The sequence below is a fragment of the Xenorhabdus sp. SGI 60 genome, from assembly GCF_056632175.1.
This window is the reverse complement of record NZ_CP196860.1, coordinates 2,446,880-2,464,808: the sequence shown is the minus strand read 5'-3', so window position 1 is coordinate 2,464,808 and position 17,929 is coordinate 2,446,880. Positions and strand designations below refer to the sequence as shown.

Below are 17,929 nucleotides of genomic sequence, written 5' to 3'. Positions count from 1 at the left end.
CAACTTAGCTAAAGGATATCGCGTGTTAGTACTTTTAGGATATATCGTGGTTTTTGGTGCGGTAATTGGTGGCTACCTACTTGTCGGTGGTCACATGGGCGCACTTTATCAGCCAGCGGAATTTTTGATTATTGCAGGTGCTGGAATTGGCGCTTTTATTGTGGGCAATAATGGTAAGGCGATAAAGGCAACACTGCGTGTTTTACCAAAAATATTACGCAGATCAAAATACAACAAGGCGATGTATATGGACCTTATGGCATTGCAGTTTCGTCTGTTGTCCAAATCTCGCCAGAATGGGCTGCTGGCTTTGGAGCGAGATATTGAAAATCCACACCAAAGCGACATTTTCACCCAGTATCCTCGTTTGTTAAAAGATCAGTATTTGATGGATTTTATTACTGATTATATGCGCCTGATTATCAGCGGTAACATGAATCCTCATGAAATTGAAGCCTTGATGGATGAAGAAATTGAGACTTATGAACAAGAAAGTGAAGTACCTGCGACCAGTTTGGCATTAGTCGGAGATTCGCTGCCTGCATTCGGAATTGTCGCGGCCGTCATGGGTGTTGTTCACGCACTGGGAGCAGCGGATCGTCCGGCAGGAGAATTGGGCGCGTTGATCGCACATGCGATGGTGGGAACATTCCTTGGGATTTTATTGTCTTATGGTTTCGTTTCTCCTCTGGCAACACTCCTTCGTCAACGCAGCAGTGAGCAGGTCAAAATGATGCAATGCATCAAGGTGACACTGCTTTCCAGTTTGCATGGTTATGCACCACAAATTGCAGTTGAATTCGGTCGTAAAACGTTATTCCTCACAGATCGTCCTTCATTCACAGAACTGGAAGAACATGTTCGTCGGGTTAAATCCCCTGTACAACAAGAAGTTGAAGAATAATTATGAGAGCGAATAATGTTTCCGTCATCAGAATAAAGCAGCGTAAAAAACATGATGCGAACCATGTCGGTGGATCATGGAAGATTGCTTATGCTGATTTTATGACGGCAATGATGGCATTCTTTCTGGTTATGTGGTTGATATCGATAGCCAGTCCGCAGGAATTAACCAGCATTGCTGAGTATTTCCGTACTCCTTTAAAGGTAGCGATTAATCAGGGACAGAAAAGCAGCGATAGCACCAACCCGATCCCCGGGGGAGGGGATGATATCTTCCAACAAGATGGGGACGTTTTCCGTCAATCTAATATAGTTGAAGCTAAAGAAGAAACTCGTCGCTTAAATCGATTACGCCAGCAACTTGATCAATTGATTATTACCGATCCTCGCCTTAAAGAGCTGCGTCCTCATCTATTGATTGACATGATGGATGAAGGTTTACGTATTCAGATTATCGATCGAGAAAATCGCCCGATGTTCATGATTGGCAGTTCGAAAGTCGAAAGTTACATGAGTGATATCTTACGGGCAATTGCGCCGATCTTGAACGATATTCCAAACAAAATCAGTCTTTCTGGTCATACCGATAATTTACAGTATGCTAACGGTTTGCGGGGTTACAGTAACTGGGAGCTTTCTTCCGATCGCGCCAATGCATCAAGGCGTGAATTGCTGATAGGTGGTCTGGATGGAGCCAAAGTTCTGCGAGTTGTGGGTATGGCATCGACTGTTAGTATGCAGAAAGATATCGATCCTAATGCGCCAGTTAACCGTCGTATCAGCATTATTGTACTCAATAAAGATGCAGAAAAAAGGATTGAGCAGGAAAACAGTGGCGGTAACGCCATGACCGCTAACAATAGTATGGATATGCAAGAAGTCATCAGAATGGATTCAAATGAGGGAGCGGCTGCTCAGCAACCCACCGAACAATCCCATGTGATCATAAAACATGAAATCACAAAATCGGAACAGCCATCGGCTGAACCGCTGAATGATAATAAGATGACAGAGTAAGTAACGATGGATATTACCGCGTTTTATCAAACTTTCTTTGATGAAGCAGATGAACTATTGGCTGATATGGAGCAGCACTTATTGCTACTCGATGCCGATGAGCCTGATCATGAGCAGTTAAATGCAATATTTCGCAGCGCCCACTCCATTAAGGGGGGCGCTGCGACTTTTGGTTTTACCAAGCTGCAACAGACCACGCATGTTTTGGAAAATCTGCTCGATAGCGCCAGACGTGATGAAATACGTTTGACCACTGACATTATCAACCTGTTTTTAGAAGCGAAAGATATTATGCAGCAACAATTGGATGCCTATAAAAGTTCTCAGGAGCCGGATGAAGACACATTCAATTATATCTGCGAGACACTGCGTCAGCTTGCATTAGAACTACAGCAAGGGCAGCAGGAAAAAGAATTTTTTGCAGCAACACCTGAGATTCAGTCTGAACTTGTCACGGAAAACGTTGTAAATGAAATTGAGGAAAAACAGGCAGTAGCATCGGTTCAGTCCGAAGAAAATCAGCCAGAAGAGAGGCATACTTCAGCAGACAAACCCAATCATGGACAGATCCGTGTTCATTTATCTGGATTGAAAGAACGCGAAGTCAGTTTAATGAAGGATGAATTGAGGCATCTTGGTGAGATTTATGATATAGAACAGACTACCAATAGCCTTGAAGCCTCATTGATCACATCTGCGACAGAAGATGATATTACGGCTGTATTGTGTTTTGTGATTGAGCCTGAGCAAATCACTTTTTTACCAACAAATGAGTTTCAGTCTGAAGGCGCGGACATTGAAACAAAACAAGATGCAGCAGTCGTAAAAGGTGATGCTGTAGATGCCATAGTAAAAACGGATACGGTAAAAACTGCGGCAGAAAATAGTACAACAGACAGCAATACAGTAAAAGAGACTCCCACAACAACAAATACGACAATTACAAATAATCCACAGCCGGCTGATGCTCCGAAAAAAACAGATGTACGTGAAGTTGGGCGTCCGGCGCCACGCCCGGCAGCGGGATCGCCACGCCAACGTGCCGAATCATCCAGTATTCGTGTTGCCGTAGAAAAAGTTGATCAGCTTATCAATTTAGTGGGTGAATTGGTTATTACCCAATCTATGCTTGCCCAACATTGTAACGGTCTGGAACCGACCAAACACAGTGAATTGTTGAGTTGTATGGCCCAATTACAGCGAAATTCCCGTGACTTGCAAGAATCTGTCATGTCAATTCGCATGATGCCGATGGAATACGTTTTTAGCCGTTATCCGCGTTTGGTGCGGGATTTGGCTGGAAAACTCAATAAAAAAGTGGAATTGACACTCATTGGCAGTTCGACAGAACTGGATAAGAGTTTAATTGAACGGATTATCGATCCTCTCACCCACCTGGTACGAAACAGTCTTGATCATGGCATTGAAAGCCCGGAAAAACGTCTTGCAGCGGGTAAACCTGAAACGGGTAATTTGACTCTGGCGGCTGAACATCAAGGTGGAAATATCTGTATTGAAGTTATTGATGATGGTGCGGGTCTGAACCGTGAAAAGATCTTAGCAAAAGCACAATCTCAGGGCTTAAGCGTCAGTGAAAATATGAGCAACGAAGAAGTGGCTATGCTGATTTTTGCTCCCGGCTTCTCTACCGCAGAAGTAGTCACTGATGTTTCTGGTCGTGGTGTTGGCATGGATGTGGTCAAACGCAATATTCAGGATATGGGCGGGCAAATTCAGATTAACTTCCAGTCAGGAAAGGGAACTGTCATTCGCATTTTGCTACCACTGACATTAGCGATACTGGATGGCATGTCGGTCAGAGTCAATGAGGAAGTTTTCATCCTGCCACTGAGTGCTGTAGTGAGTTCATTGCAACCACAAGAGGAAGATATTTATCCATTGGCGGGTGATGAAAAACTATTGCTGGTACGTGGGGAATATTTACCTCTGCTTGAACTGTATCGGATATTCGATATCCCTAATGGAATTTCTGATCCAACGAAAGGCATTGCTGTTATTGTGCAGAGTGCCGGACGTCGTTATGCCTTGCTGGTGGATAAACTGGTGGGGCAACATCAAGTTGTTGTTAAAAATATTGAGAGCAATTACCGCAAAGTACCGGGTATTTCGGCGGCCACCATTATGGGGGATGGTAGCGTTGCGCTTATCATCGATATTCCTGCTTTGCAAAAACTTAATCACGAACAATTGGCACAGCGCAAAACGTTTCACACTAAAAGGTAACATCATGTCGGCCATAGAAGAATTTAATAAATTATCGGGGGAAACGACCGGAAAGGAATATCTGGTTTTCACCTTGGGTGATGAAGAGTATGGAATTGAGATATTAAAGGTGCAGGAAATTCGCGGCTATGACCAGGTTACCCGCATTGCAAATACACCTGCTTTTATAAAGGGGATCACTAACCTGCGTGGGGTGATCGTTCCTATCCTCGATTTGAGGATCAAATTCTCACAGGAAGATGTCACCTATAACGACAACACTGTTGTGATTGTCCTGAATTTGCTTAACCGTGTTGTTGGGATTGTGGTTGATGGTGTGTCTGACGTGCTGTCCCTGAAAGAAGATCAAATTTGTCCTGCGCCAGAATTTGCGGTCACTTTATCAACAGAGTATCTGACGGGGCTGGGTTCTATTGATGAACGGATGCTGATTCTGGTTGATATCGAAAAGCTTCTCAATAGTGAAGAAATGGCATTGGTTGATTCAGTCGCCAAAAGTTGATGTAAAGATTGATGTTTTGGGGCTACTGCAATAAAAAACAGCAGCCCCTTTGTTTTAGATCAAAAAAATACCGTAAAAAATCAATTTTTAGAATTATACGTAAAGTTCCCTTTAAGTGTGCCGATAACTATCTGTAATTCTAAAAATCGGCATAGAAATTTAGTAAAAAAGGGAAGTTATGTTTAACCGAATGAAAATAGTGACGGGATTAATCTCAGTCATCATATTGTTTGGTGCTTTGCAACTTATCTCCGGGGGACTGTTCTTCAAAGGGTTGAAGAATGATATAAAAGCCTTTGATTTAATAGATAAAATGCGAGAGCAGCAAATCTATTTAGATGAGAGCTGGGTTAACCTGCTGCAAGCCCGCAATAACCTTAACCGTGTTGGCATCATGTACATGATGAAAAATCGCGGTGTTGAAGGTAGTTATAAAATGGATGACGCTTTGGCAGAAGCCAAGGCTAATATTGCCCGTGCTGAACGGCTCTTCGAAAAATATGAACAGACTGAAAAATTGTCTTTTTATGATCCAGAACATCTTCAACGTCTAAAACAGACTCACAATGACTATCTTAATGCGCTGAAAGAGTTAGACAACATGCTAGCGCATGACAAGTTTGAAGCGTTTTTTCTCCATAAAACGACAGATTATCAGAACGCGTTTAATGTGGAATTTAACTTTTATCTTTCCCAAAGCACAATATTTTATGACCAGGTGGCAGAAGAAGCTGACCAAACTTACAGCAATGTTGTTGCTTCGTTGATCTTTGTGATGGCGCTGCTGGTTGTAGTCATGGGAATAAGCTGGATTGGCTTACGTAAGGCATTGATCGATCCGCTACACAAGCTGCTGGATAATATCAAGGCCTTCTCAAGAGGGGACTTGACTCAGGCGATCACGGTAACTGGCAATAATGAAATGGGCATGTTAGCCGTTGGCTTGAGACACATGCAGGAAGAACTGATCAATACGGTCAGAAGTGTTCATCAAAGTACCGAAACCATTTATACCGGCACCAGCGAAATTGCCGCGGGCAACAACGATCTTTCTTCCCGTACTGAACAGCAAGTGGCTTCGTTAGAAGAAACGGCTGCCAGTATGGAACAGTTGACTGCGACAGTAAAACAGAATGCTGATAATGCCCGTCAAGCCAGTAACTTGGCTGACAACGCCTCTGAAATCGCCCGTCAGGGCGGTAAAGTGGTGGCCAATGTCGTTCAGACCATGCATGAAATTGCGGACAGTTCTCGCAAGATCTCTGATATCACTGGCGTCATTGATGCCATTGCTTTCCAAACCAATATTCTCGCCCTTAACGCTGCCGTGGAAGCTGCCCGTGCCGGTGAACATGGCCGTGGTTTTGCCGTGGTTGCTGGTGAAGTGCGCAATCTGGCACAGCGCAGTGCAGAAGCGGCTAAAGAGATCAAAGCGTTAATCGAAGACTCGGTAAATCGCACAGATACCGGTTCTATACAGGTAGAAAGTGCGGGCGAAACCATGAACAAAATTGTCGATTCTGTTACCCGTGTGACTGACATTATGGGAGAAATTGCATCGGCTTCTGATGAACAAAGTAGGGGGATCACACAAGTCGGTGTCGCTATTTCCGAAATGGACAGAGTTACACAGCAAAATGCGTCATTGGTTGAGCAATCCGCTGCTGCTGCCGCAGCATTGGAAGAGCAAGCCAGGATATTGACCAGAGCAGTTGCGATGTTCCAGTTACCGGAGCAGGCAGAAAGGAAGCAGCCTGAGAAAAGAAAACATGAAGTTTTATCGGCGCCAAAATCGTCGACTCCTCCAGCTAATAAGACAAATCTTCCCATGCTGAAGAAAGACAGCAATGTGGAAGACCCATCTAATTGGGAAACATTCTAAAAAAATAATAGCGATAACCACGGCTGCATTATGCAGCCGTTAAACGAGGTGATTACATGTTAGGCAAGCTTCGCATATCAACCAGTTTATATCTGTTACTGATGATGTTTTGTGTTATGCAAATTATTTCGAGTGGTTTGTCTCTGGGAATAATTTATACAGACCAGACATATATCGAAAGAATTGATCTGGGCACTCAACGGAGAGATACCCTTGGATTGAGTTGGTCGGCATTGTTGCAAACGCGTAATACTTTGAACAAAATCGCAATAGCCCAGAGAGTGGGGCAGCCACAAACGCAAATAGAGACAATGGAGGCGTTACTCAAAGGTTCAATGAATGACGCAGACCGGAATTTTGCCAAATTCAGTTCACTACCTCGGATGGAACAAACTGATCATGGTGCCGCTTTATTAACTGCGGTTGAACATTCTTATCAAGAATATATCAACGCATTAAAAGAGCTAAAAACTTATCTGTATGAAGGTAATTTTCAGGCCTTCCTTGATCAACCTACAGAAGATTACCAGCGTAAGATGGAAATTGCATTTAACAACTATATGCAGTTTCTCGGCGCTAACATTAACTCAGCAGTTTCTGAGGGAAAATTTTACTACAAAGTATCCATTGCCATGTTTTTTGGCGCCATCTTGATGGTATTTGTTGTTTCAATCGCCGCTAATTGGTGGATGAAACGTAACCTGCTCAGACCGTTTTCGAATATGAGAACTTGCTTCCAGGATGTAGCGGAAGGGCGTTTGGATAAGGAAATTTCCGTGTTCACCGATGATGAAATTGGTGATATTTTCCGCAAGCTGCGTGACATGCAGGCATCATTAGTCAAATCCATTGCTGCCGTGCGTGAGAATACCAACCAGATGTATTCTGGTATTCAAGAGATCACTCAGGGTAATACGGACTTATCTTCACGTACAGAGCAACAGGCCGCATCACTAGAAGAAACGGCTGCCAGTATGGAAGAGTTGACTGTTACCGTGAAACAGAACGCAGAAAATGCGCGTCAAGCCAGCGAACTGGCAATATCTGCTTCTCAGACTGCTTCAAAAGGTGGTGAGTTGACCACAAGTGTCGTGGCAACTATGGATGAAATTGCCAAAAGTTCGAAGAAAATCAGCGCCATTATCAGTGTTATTGATGGCATTGCTTTCCAGACCAATATCTTGGCTCTGAATGCTGCCGTTGAAGCGGCACGTGCCGGCGAACAGGGACGCGGATTCTCTGTCGTTGCCGGTGAAGTACGTGACTTGGCACAACGTAGTGCCGAAGCTGCGAAAGAAATCAAAACGTTAATTGATGAATCTGTCCATCGTGTTAACCAGGGTTCAGAATTGGTGAATAATGCGGGAGAAACGATGGATGAACTGGTTAGGTCGGTGAACCAGGTGACTGATTTAATGGCTGAAATTGCTGCTGCCTCTGATGAACAGAGCCGTGGCATTCATCAAGTTGCTCAAGCCGTTAGTCAGATGGATCAAGTCACACAGCAAAATGCTGCATTGGTGGAACAGTCTGCCGCTGCCGCTGCTGCCCTGGAAGACAAGGCGGACATGTTGGTAAAAACTGTTGCGCAATTTGAACTGCCCGACAATTTGGAAGATGAGTACGATCATCAAGCGACCGCTACATCAAACATGACTGATGAGCATGTTGTAAATCAACTACGCTGAGGTCAGATGAAAGCCAATTCAATAGCTTCAGATATTGAAGCTACTGCCCCGCTGAACTTTATGCTTCAGCGACATGCTTTGTCGGATGCGCAATTTGAGCGCATCTGCCAGTTTATCTATCAAAGGGCTGGCATAGTACTGGCAAAAAGTAAACGTGAGATGGTATACAACCGTTTAGTCAGGCGGCTTCGTCTATTAGGACTTAATGATTTTGGTCAATATCTGTCAATTCTGGAACAAGATAGTCACAGTAAAGAATGGGAATCTTTTATTAATGCATTGACCACCAATCTCACTGCATTTTTCAGGGAAGTTCATCATTTTCCTATTCTGGCAGCTCATGCCAGCGGGAAAAATGGCGGAACATACCGTGTTTGGAGTGCTGCCGCTTCAACGGGGGAGGAGCCATATTCTATTGCAATGACCTTGTGTGATGCGCTGGGGCATCGGTCAAATCGGATAAAAATTATTGGCAGCGATATTGATACCAGTGTGCTGGAAAAAGCCAGGCAGGGTATTTATCGACTGGAAGAATTACAGTATTTGAGTGAAAGCCAAAAGAAAAAATATTTTTTCAAAGGGGTTGGACGCTTTGAAGGATATGCACGGGTTCGTCCTTTATTGGCTGAAATGGTGAGCTTTCAGCATTTGAACCTGCTCGATTCTGATTGGGCACTCGAAGGTAAGTTTGATGCGATATTCTGCCGTAATGTCATGATTTATTTTGACAAAAAGACACAGGAAAGGATCTTGCGCCGTTTTGTCACTTTCTTAAAACCGGATGGTTTGCTCTTTGCAGGGCATTCCGAAAACGTCACTCAAATCAGCCGAGAGTTCTACTTGCAAGGACATACCGTTTATGGTGTCAATCGGGCAAGGAGGGGTCATGAATAAAATAACTGTTCTTTGTGTGGATGATTCGGCGTTAATGCGTCAAATCATGCGGGAAATTATCAATAGTCACCCTGATATGGAAGTTGTGGATTGTGCACCGGATCCATTCGTTGCCCGCGATTTAATCAAAAAGCACAATCCGCAGGTATTAACACTGGATGTTGAAATGCCACGTATGGATGGCATTGATTTTTTGGAAAAATTAATGCGGTTACGTCCTATGCCTGTTGTGATGGTTTCTTCTCTGACTGCAAAAGGTTCGGAAATTACATTAAAGGCACTGGAACTGGGGGCTGTGGACTTTGTGACTAAGCCACGGTTGGGTATCCGTGACGGTATGTTAGCTTATAGCGAACTGATTGCCGAAAAAATCCGTGCCGCAGCCCAGGCTAAAATCAGTCCTGTAGAACCGATATCTGTAAGTACCGTACCACTGAATTTCAAACCACTATTATCCAGTGAAAAACTCATTGCAGTAGGGGCATCGACAGGAGGAACAGAAGCAATCAAAAACCTGCTGCAACCCCTGCCGATCACCAGTCCGGCTTTATTAATTACTCAACATATGCCCCCGGGCTTTACCCGTTCTTTTGCACAAAGACTGAATAAACTGAGTCAGATCACAGTAAAAGAAGCTGAGGATGGAGAACGTGTCTTGCCAGGACATGCCTACATTGCGCCTGGCGATCGTCATATGGAACTTTGCCGTAGTGGTGCCAATTATCAAATCATGATAACTCATGCCCAGCCAGTTAATCGCCATCGTCCTTCTGTTGATGTTCTCTTTCGTTCCGTTGCTAAGTATGCCGGGCGCAATGCGGTAGGCGTTATTTTAACTGGCATGGGTAATGATGGTGCTGCGGGCCTGCTGGAAATGAAGCAGGCAGGGGCTTACACATTGGCACAAAGCGAAAAAAGTTGTGTCGTATTTGGCATGCCACGTGCCGCGATCCAGTTAGGGGCGGTGGATGAAGTCATGGATTTGCAAAAAATCAGTAAAACGATGCTGGCCAAAATCAGTGCGGGGCAATCAGTTCGTATTTAGTCGTTGTATTTGGTAGTTGTATTTGATGTTAATTTTTGCAGCGCTGTGCTGCTGGATAAGTGAAATTCCAAGGAGTTTTTATGGCAAGTAAGGATCTGAGATTTTTGGTCGTCGATGACTTTTCAACTATGCGTCGAATTGTGCGTAATCTACTGAAAGAGTTGGGGTTCAACAATGTAGATGAAGCACAGGATGGGGCAGAAGCGTTGACTAAACTCCGCACTGCCGAATTTGATTTTGTGATTTCTGACTGGAACATGCCAAATATTGATGGCCTTGAGTTGTTGAAAACGATTCGCAGTGAAGAAAAACTGGCAGCTTTACCTGTCCTGATGGTAACGGCGGAGGCAAAAAAAGAGAACATTATTGCAGCAGCACAAGCCGGCGCTAGCGGTTATGTTGTGAAACCGTTTACTGCGGCAATCTTGGAAGAGAAACTCAATAAAATATTTGAAAAATTGGGACTCTAAGGAGACAAAATGAGTGAAAATCCAGTCATGCCGAGAAGTGAGGCGATTTCAACCAGTGAGATAATCAGCCGGATTGGGCAGTTAACCAGAATGCTGCGCGATAGTTTACGTGAGCTGGGATTGGATCAAACTATCGCTCAGGCGGCTGAGGCGATCCCAGATGCGAGAGAGCGATTAAATTACGTTGTCCAAATGACAGCACAAGCGGCTGAAAGGGTGTTGAACTGTGTTGAAGTCGCACAGCCTCGTCAGAACGAATTGGAATCGTCTGCAAAAGCCTTGAGCCAACGTTGGGATGAATGGTTTGCAAATCCGAAAAATTTAGCGCTGCCCGATGCCCGCTCACTGGTAACGGACACGAGAAACTATCTGAATCTCGTCCCTGATCATACTTCATTTACCAACACCCAATTGCTTGAGATTATGATGGCGCAAGACTTTCAGGATCTTACCGGGCAGGTAATTAAACGGATGATGGAAGTCATTCAGGAGCTGGAAAAACAGTTGGTCATGGTATTAATGGAAAATATGCCTTCTGACCAGATGGCTAAAGCGAAAAAAGAGAACGATAGTCTTCTTAACGGTCCTCAAGTTAACCAGAATGGTGCTGGCGTTATTACCAATCAGGAACAGGTTGATGATTTGTTAGATAGTTTAGGTTTTTGATAACGAGTGTCATTGTTTTAACAACGAACAGAACTTTATATTTTGGTGCGCTTGGGTGAGCCGGATGGCTGGCCCAAACGCCTGCTCCGACGGCATTAATTCAGGTTATGCAGAGGAAATGGCTTGATAGATAGATTCATAAAGTAAATAGATTTAATTTTTCATCTGTTAAAGACAGAAAATAAATACCAAAAAAAACAAAAAAAAAAATTTCTCTATGCCATACATAAAATAGCGAAGATTATATTTCTAGAGAGAAATAATAATATTTTTTAAGAGCGTACCGAAATGTTATATAATTTTGTATGAGGTGATATGTTAATTTTAAATCTAGATATAGAAATTTTCGTTAATTTTTATCTAGAACCTCTTCTATTTTGATATAATGTAGTTATTTATCTTTTTGTTTTTTTGTGTGTTTTTCTGTGTGCGTTGTTGGTGCCGTTGTAGCAGCAGAAGAAGCAAAAGACCAAAATTACATATTTCTTTTTTTTAACTTGGCCACGAAAGCTATACCCCCACAAACAACTTTTATTTTAACCCTTTTTTACTTTTTAATTTATTTTTTATCTCATAGGAATGCCTTTCCCTTTAACAACACTTTAAATTTCTTATTTATCTTATTTCTTGGACATTTAACTATAGAGTGTATTCCCTCTCAACGCAAACAGAAAAAGATATAAAAACTTATTGCTTTGGGATTAAAAACATATATAAAAAGGTATTTTTTCTAAATAAATTAAAGACACACTGGTTTTTGGATTAAACAGTGATACATTGATCCCGCCTTATCTGGTACGTGAAGTTAATAAAAATATTGATAACAGTACATAAAAAGAGATTAACAGTGGTCACGCAGTACACATTGAGAAGTAAACAGAGTGGGTGGGTTTGATAAAAGATTTTATAAACTAATTCACCACGTTACCTACAGGTAAATACTTATAAATTGTTGACAACGAGACATTGTAAATAATCGACAACTGCTTTCGACTGTGCCCTTTATTGAGTAATCTGGCGGCTTGTTGTCGATTCTCCTCGGTAAATACCACCGGTCGTCCACCAATTCGCCCCTGTTCCCGTGCTGCGGCTAGACCTGCATTGGTTCTTTCCACTATCAGTTCACGTTCCATTTCTGCCAGTGCACTCATCACATGGAAGAAAAACCGTCCCATTGCTGTACTGGTATCAATACTGTCGGTCAGGCTTTGAAAATGAATGCCACGTTCATGCAATTCTGAAATCAATGTGACCAGATTCTTCACACTACGCCCTAACCGATCCAACTTCCAAACCACCAGCGTATCGCCAGACTTGAGATGCTTTAAGGCGCGTTTTAGCCCCGGACGATTAGCCGTCTTCCCGCTGATCTTGTCTTCAAAAATCAGCTCACAGTGAATACTGACTAACGCATTTCTTTGCAAATCGCTATTTTGGTCATTTGTTGACACTCTGATGTAACCCACTCTTGCCACAGATAGTCCTTTAGTTATCCTGAAAACTATTTTGAAGAAAATAATACCCATTTATTTACTATAAAAAACCTTTAATTTATTTAATGTCGAGATAAAAATTTAATTATGATGGGGAGATATCAGAATCAATGATGTAAGAAGAATTATTATCAATAAGATTGATAAAGAATAACCATAACGAGTGACTCAACTCACAGTATCAATTTTTTCTTGCCAAAGAGACTCAATTAATCCTCGCTTATTTTCCCAAAATGTTCTTTATTTAATTGAAATTATTTTGTTGCTAACTTGTTAAGTTAAATGCCGAGGGTGTATATGGAATTGATTACACAATGGTTAAGTGCGCTAAACGGGGTAGTATGGGGCGTTCCCATGCTAATAGGGCTTTTGGGGATTGGTATCTTCATGCAAATCCGCTTGTCCTTCCTGCCGATCCGTAAGCTAGGCACGGGATTCAAATTACTCTTTCAAAAAAATGAACAACGGGGTGAAGGTCAAATCTCACCTTTTAACGCACTCATGACAGCATTGTCAGCGACAATCGGAACCGGAAATATCGCAGGTGTGGCGACAGCCATTGTGATGGGCGGACCGGGAGCTATGTTCTGGATGTGGATGACCGCATTGGTGGGCATGGCAACGAAATATTCAGAAGCGGTATTGGCGGTACGTTTCCGTGAAACCGATAAAAACGGTAATTACGTTGGCGGCCCGATGTATTACATCAAAAATGGCTTGGGGAAAAAATGGATTTGGCTGGGAACTCTCTTTGCCTTCTTTGGCAGTATTGCGGGTTTTGGTATCGGCAATACGGTACAAGCCAACTCTGTCGCTGACGTATTACAAAGTAACTTTGGGATTGAAAAAACCATAACGGCCGGTATTTTGGTCGTTTTGGTTGGTGCCGTGTTAATCGGCGGTATCAAACGCATTTCTGATGTGGCAGGTAAATTAGTGCCTGTTATGACGGTTGGTTATTTTGGGGCTGGGGTTATTGTTTTGGCACTCAATTTTACCGCTATTCCCGATGCATTTGCTTTAATCATTAAATCCGCTTTTACGCCCGTTGCGGCGCAGGGGGGATTTGCTGGTGCAGTAGTTTGGGCGGCGATCCGTTTTGGTATTGCCCGTGGTGTATTCTCTAACGAAGCGGGCATGGGAAGTGCCCCTATCGCCCACGCAGCGGCAAAAACCCAAAACCCCATTCGTCAGGGTTTGATTGCCATGCTGGGAACCTTTATTGATACGATCATCGTCTGCTCCGTGACGGGCTTGACCATTATTATTACCGGTGGCTGGCTGACAGGTCAAACAGGCGCAACACTGACCGCCGCTTCCTTCTCAGCCGTGCTCCCGGGAGGCAACTATATCGTTGCTGTTGCCTTGGCTGTTTTCGCCTTTACAACCATCTTGGGGTGGAGTTTTTACGGTGAGAAATGTATCCAATATTTATTGGGTCCAAAAGCGATAGTGCCTTTTCGTATCGCCTGGATTATCGCGTTGCCGATTGGTGCTACTCAGTCGTTAACCTTTGTCTGGTTGCTGGCGGATACCCTTAATGCCATGATGGCGATCCCCAACCTGATAGCAATTGCCTTTCTCAGTCCGGTTGTTTATCGTCTGACGAAAGATCATATTCGTGATGTTAATGCCGATAGTATTGATATCAAGGCACCAGTTAAAACGGATTGAAAAACGCTTTGAGATGGCGGATAACAGCCATCTCAATTCAAGACCATTATCATAATGCCCCAAATACCCCCGCAAATTTTGCAGTGTTCCCGCCATTGAATTTCTGGGCTTTTGTCATGCTTAACACAATTTTATTTGCCCTCGCCTAAAGGCAAATTTTCTGCATGTAATCATGAATGCTCACCAAGGAAAGCTGTGGCTGAAGATAGCGATCTCGAAAAAACCGAAGAACCCACGCCCCATAAACGGGAAAAAGCTCGCAAAGAGGGGCAAATTGCGCGTTCTAAGGAACTCACTTCAATCCTGATGTTAGCGGGAGGGGTAAGCCTGCTCTGGATGAGTGGACTATCGATTACCCATGAACTTTCCCTGATGGTGTTTGAAGGATTCAATTTCGACCATAACATGGTCAGTAACGACAAACAGATGGTGCAACAAGTCGGCCGATTACTGAAACAAGCGGTCTGGGCGCTGCTGCCGGTTTTTATCGGATTGGTATTGGTTGCTCTCAGTGCACCAGCATTGATGGGAGGGCTGCTATTCAGCTCAAAATCCATCAAATTTGACTTGGCTAAACTGAATCCTATCTCTGGTTTGAAGAAAATCTTTTCCATGAATGCACTGGCTGAATTATTCAAAGCCATTTTGAAGGCATCGCTGGTGGGAGGTGGTGCAGCTCTGTTTATCTGGCTTAACTGGCCTACTATGCTCAATTTGGCTGCCCAGCATCCGCTGATAGCCTTGAGCGATGCCATGATGATGCTGATTTTTGCCAGTTATATTGTCTTATTTATGTTGATCCCTATGGTGGCGTTTGATGTGCTTTATCAGATCCGTAGTCACCTGAAAAAATTGAGAATGACCCGTCAGGAGATCAAGGATGAATTTAAGGAGCAAGAAGGGGATCCACATGTAAAGGCAAGAATTCGTCAACAACAGCGAGCGGCTGCACGTAAGCGCATGATGGCGGATGTGCCGAAGGCGGATGTCATTGTCACCAACCCGACTCATTACGCCGTTGCCTTGCAGTATGACAGCAAAAAAATGAGCGCCCCCAAAGTATTGGCAAAAGGAGCAGGACTCATTGCCTTGCGTATTAAAGAAATTGGTGCGGAAAATCGCATCCCATTACTGGAAGCTCCCCCCTTGGCACGGGCGTTGTTTCGCCATGCTGAGGTTGGAGGCTTTATTCCTGCGGCGTTATATGCTGCTGTCGCAGAAGTGCTTGCCTGGGTTTACCAATTGAAACGTTGGAAACAGGAAGGTGGCCTGAAACCGAAAAAACCTGAAAATCTGCCAGTGCCGCCAGCACTGGATTTTGCTGGAGAAAATAATCGTCATGGCTAATCTGGCCTCATTACTACGTTTATCAGGAACCGGGGAATATAAAAGGCTCCCAGTGGCAAATGCTTGCGGGGCCTGTTCTGATCCTCATGATCTTGTCGATGATGGTACTGCCGTTACCACCATTCCTTCTTGATCTGCTATTCACTTTCAACATCGCGCTTTCCATTATGGTCCTGCTGGTGGCAATGTTTACCCGTCGGACGCTGGATTTTGCCGCATTTCCGACCATTTTGTTGTTCTCAACCTTACTGCGTCTATCACTTAACGTCGCTTCTACGCGAATTATCCTGCTGGAAGGACACACGGGATCTGCCGCAGCAGGGCAAGTCGTAGAAGCCTTTGGTCACTTTCTGGTCGGTGGTAACTTTGCCATTGGTATCGTCGTTTTCGTTATCTTGATCCTGATTAACTTTATGGTTATTACCAAAGGTGCAGGGCGTATTGCAGAAGTTGGTGCGCGTTTTGTATTGGATGGAATGCCGGGTAAACAGATGGCGATAGATGCTGATTTGAACGCTGGATTGATCGGCGAAGATGAAGCCAAAAAACGTCGGGCCGACGTTACGCAGGAAGCGGATTTTTACGGTTCAATGGACGGTGCGAGCAAATTCGTACGTGGCGATGCGATTGCCGGATTGATGATATTGGTGATTAACATCATTGGTGGCTTGATCGTTGGTGTTGCTCAACACGGTTTGTCTTTGGGGGATGCCGCAGAAGCCTATACCTTGCTGACCATTGGTGATGGATTGGTTGCCCAGTTGCCTGCATTAATTATCTCCACAGCGGCAGGTGTTATCGTAACGCGCGTAGCGACGGATGAAGATGTTGGTCAGCAAATGGTGACCCAGCTTTTCAACAATCCCAAAGTCTTGATGTTGAGTGCGGGTGTACTCGGTCTGCTTGGGTTGGTGCCGGGAATGCCTAATTTCGTTTTTTTGTTATTTACGGCAGCTTTGGCAGGCGTGGGTTATTTCCTCTTGCGTAAGGACAAAAATCCGCTTGTGGCACAACATGAAGAGATGAAAGCGGTGGAAGAGCAGCAACAAACCGCAGAAGCCTCATGGTCGGATGTGCAACTGGAAGATCCACTGGGTATGGAAGTGGGTTATCGTTTGATCCCAATGGTGGACTTTCGCCAAAACGGCGAATTGCTGGGTCGTATTAGCAGTATTCGCAAAAAATTCGCGCAAGAAGTGGGATATCTGCCACCCGTTGTGCATATTCGTGACAACCTTGAATTGGCGCCAGCCAGCTACCGTATCATGATGAAAGGCGTAGAAATTGGGCGTGGCGAAGCCCATCCGGGACGATGGTTGGCGATTAATCCGGGCGGTGCTGTGGGCGAATTGCAAGGTGACTTGACGACAGATCCAGCCTTTGGCCTGGCTGCTGTCTGGATTGATGACAGTCTAAGGGAACAGGCGCAAGTGCAGGGCTATACTGTTGTGGCGGCCAGCACGGTTGTTGCAACTCACCTAAACCATTTACTATCCCAGCATTCCAGTGAGCTATTTGGAAGGCAGGAAGCGCAGCAATTGTTTGAGCGTGTCAGTCAGGAAATGCCAAAACTGACAGAGGATTTCATTCCTGATGTAGTAAGCCTGACAACTTTGCATAAAGTTTTGCAAAACTTGTTGGCGGAACAAGTGCCGATCCGCGATATGCGTACTATTGTTGAAACACTGGCAGAACATGCTCCGGTACAGAAAGATCCTTATGAATTGACTGCCATGATTCGAATCGCACTTGGCAGGGCGATTGCCCAGAAATGGTTCCCAGGTGCGGATGAAATCAAAGTCATTGGTTTGGATACCGGATTGGAAAGATTGCTGCTGCAGGCACTGCAAAATGGTGGTGGATTGGAGCCTGGTCTGGCTGAGAGTTTGGAACGTCAGGCGGCAGAGGCATTGGAGCGCCAGGAAATGTTGGGAGCGCCATCTGTATTATTGGTCAACCATGCGCTTCGTCCGCTGCTGTCTCGCTTCTTGCGTCGTGTACTGCCTAGATTGGTTGTACTGTCTAACCTTGAAATCACCGACAATCGTCAAATCAGAATGACGGCAACGATTGGGGGGGCGAGGTAGTATAACGCGATGCTCGA

The 17,929-nt window shown here is 44.3% G+C and carries 14 protein-coding genes; 13 read left to right on the top strand and 1 reads right to left on the bottom strand.

The window, feature by feature from the left end; translation table 11 throughout:
* The first annotated feature begins 22 nt into the window (after positions 1-22).
* The 10 genes from motA (at position 23) to cheZ (ending at position 11,311) form a co-directional block, all read left to right on the top strand.
* Positions 23-904, top strand: a complete 882-nt coding sequence (gene motA / locus ACSJJG_RS11275; RefSeq protein ID WP_047771156.1) for a flagellar motor stator protein MotA — start codon at positions 23-25, stop codon at positions 902-904.
* A 2-nt stretch (positions 905-906) separates the two neighbouring features.
* Positions 907-1,920, top strand: coding sequence for a flagellar motor protein MotB (motB, locus tag ACSJJG_RS11270; RefSeq protein WP_481089417.1), 1,014 nt, complete (start codon positions 907-909; stop codon positions 1,918-1,920).
* Positions 1,921-1,926: 6 nt separating this feature from the next.
* Entirely contained in the window at positions 1,927-4,164 is a 2,238-nt protein-coding gene (gene cheA, locus ACSJJG_RS11265) for a chemotaxis protein CheA (RefSeq protein ID WP_481089416.1), read from the top strand.
* Positions 4,165-4,168: 4 nt separating this feature from the next.
* On the top strand, positions 4,169-4,666 hold the full coding sequence (cheW, locus tag ACSJJG_RS11260) for a chemotaxis protein CheW (protein ID WP_481089415.1): 498 nt from the start codon (positions 4,169-4,171) through the stop codon (positions 4,664-4,666).
* A gap of 178 nt (positions 4,667-4,844) precedes the next feature.
* On the top strand, positions 4,845-6,548 hold the full coding sequence (locus tag ACSJJG_RS11255) for a methyl-accepting chemotaxis protein (RefSeq protein WP_481089414.1): 1,704 nt from the start codon (positions 4,845-4,847) through the stop codon (positions 6,546-6,548).
* Between the two features lie 56 nt (positions 6,549-6,604).
* Positions 6,605-8,236: a methyl-accepting chemotaxis protein gene (locus tag ACSJJG_RS11250; protein WP_481089413.1), complete on the top strand. Its 1,632-nt coding sequence runs from the start codon at positions 6,605-6,607 to the stop codon at positions 8,234-8,236.
* Between the two features lie 6 nt (positions 8,237-8,242).
* A complete protein-coding gene (gene cheR, locus ACSJJG_RS11245) occupies positions 8,243-9,130 on the top strand; it encodes a protein-glutamate O-methyltransferase CheR (protein WP_481089412.1) in 888 nt (295 codons plus the stop codon).
* Complete coding sequence (locus ACSJJG_RS11240; protein WP_481089411.1) at positions 9,123-10,175, top strand: protein-glutamate methylesterase/protein-glutamine glutaminase; 1,053 nt, start codon at positions 9,123-9,125, stop codon at positions 10,173-10,175. Before cheR ends, ACSJJG_RS11240 begins: the two co-directional genes overlap by 8 nt.
* Before the next feature lie 80 nt (positions 10,176-10,255).
* The gene (cheY, locus tag ACSJJG_RS11235) at positions 10,256-10,645 is read left to right on the top strand and encodes a chemotaxis response regulator CheY (RefSeq protein WP_074019627.1); all 390 of its coding nucleotides are present in this window, start codon (positions 10,256-10,258) and stop codon (positions 10,643-10,645) included.
* Positions 10,646-10,654: 9 nt separating this feature from the next.
* On the top strand, positions 10,655-11,311 hold the full coding sequence (gene cheZ / locus ACSJJG_RS11230; RefSeq protein ID WP_047771147.1) for a protein phosphatase CheZ: 657 nt from the start codon (positions 10,655-10,657) through the stop codon (positions 11,309-11,311).
* A gap of 911 nt (positions 11,312-12,222) precedes the next feature.
* On the opposite strand, the gene ACSJJG_RS11225 is transcribed toward cheZ, so the two are convergent.
* Entirely contained in the window at positions 12,223-12,786 is a 564-nt protein-coding gene (locus ACSJJG_RS11225; protein ID WP_481089410.1) for a recombinase family protein, read from the bottom strand.
* Between the two features lie 315 nt (positions 12,787-13,101).
* On the opposite strand from ACSJJG_RS11225, the gene ACSJJG_RS11220 reads away from it, so the two are divergent.
* The 3 genes from ACSJJG_RS11220 (at position 13,102) to flhA (ending at position 17,912) form a co-directional block, all read left to right on the top strand.
* Entirely contained in the window at positions 13,102-14,478 is a 1,377-nt protein-coding gene (locus ACSJJG_RS11220) for an alanine/glycine:cation symporter family protein (RefSeq protein WP_481089409.1), read from the top strand.
* Positions 14,479-14,673: 195 nt separating this feature from the next.
* Positions 14,674-15,825 (top strand): flagellar biosynthesis protein FlhB, encoded by a 1,152-nt coding sequence (gene flhB, locus ACSJJG_RS11215; protein WP_481089408.1) that lies wholly within the window; start codon positions 14,674-14,676, stop codon positions 15,823-15,825.
* A gap of 59 nt (positions 15,826-15,884) precedes the next feature.
* Complete coding sequence (flhA, locus tag ACSJJG_RS11210; protein ID WP_481089407.1) at positions 15,885-17,912, top strand: flagellar biosynthesis protein FlhA; 2,028 nt, start codon at positions 15,885-15,887, stop codon at positions 17,910-17,912.
* Positions 17,913-17,929: the final 17 nt, after the last annotated feature.